At 69.6% G+C, this 772-nt stretch carries 2 protein-coding genes; both read left to right on the top strand.

All coding sequences use genetic code 11. From position 1 onward, the window contains the following. The first annotated feature begins 180 nt into the window (after positions 1–180). The gene (locus AC1DWF_RS33785) at positions 181–420 is read left to right on the top strand and encodes a hypothetical protein (RefSeq protein ID WP_476842858.1); all 240 of its coding nucleotides are present in this window, start codon (positions 181–183) and stop codon (positions 418–420) included. 97 nt (positions 421–517) lie between these two features. Continuing rightward, a partial coding sequence (gene rpmB / locus AC1DWF_RS33780) for a 50S ribosomal protein L28 (protein ID WP_476842857.1) occupies positions 518–772 on the top strand: 255 nt, incomplete at its 3' end.

Raw genomic sequence — 772 nt, 5'->3', positions numbered from 1 at the left:
GTCCGAGGCCGTCGCGGCCGCGGAGGCGGCGGCGATCGCCCAGGCCCAGGCCGAGTTCGGCAGCGGCGTCAGCGCCCGTGCGGCCGAAGAGATGACAAAGGCGTAATTCGTCCGGAGGCCGCCGGGGCTTTCCTCGCGGAAGTTTCCGTCCCATTTCCCGGCGTGACTGGAGATTGCCCTATGGATGACGAAGCCCCCGAGGATCTGAGCCACGCCGGCTCGGTCGTGGACAAGGCCATCGAGTATATGCTGGAGCAGAAGATCGCCCCCGTCTCGGCGGCCTCGGCGCTGCTGGGCGGTGCGCTCGGCCTGCTCGCGCGCAACATGGACGACCGCGCCATCGCCGGCGTGCTGCGCCAGGCGCTGGCCAGCGTCGAGGCCGGCGAGCTGCGGCAGCTGCCGAGCCTCCCTAAGCGCTGAGAGTATTGACTCACCCGCCGGGCTGCCGCATACGCCCGGCTCCGTTTTCCTCCGGCCGCGGAGACCTGCGCGCGGCCCGACTGCAGGATGTATCACCATGGCTCGCCGCTGCGGCATCACTGGCAAGGGCGTTCAGTCCGGCAACAACGTCAGCCACGCGAACAACCGGACGCGCCGGCGCTTCCTGCCCAACCTGCAGGAGACCTCGTTCTTCTCGGACGTGCTGGCGGCCTCGATCCAGCTGCGCCTGACGACGAACGGCATCCGCACGATCGAGCACAATGGCGGCCTGGACTCGTTCCTGCTGACCACGCCGGCGCGCAACCTGCCGCCCGAGGCGCTGATCCTGAAG

Source organism: Aminobacter sp. P4_D5 (genome assembly GCF_056401815.1).
The sequence above is the reverse complement of the archived record's forward strand: the minus strand, read 5'-3'. Positions and strand labels throughout refer to the sequence as shown.

Bases quoted from the DNA above. Each gene is read 5' to 3' on its own strand.
- AC1DWF_RS33785 (WP_476842858.1), top strand. From the start codon at position 181: ATGGATGACGAAGCCCCCGAGGATCTGAGCCACGCCGGCTCGGTCGTG.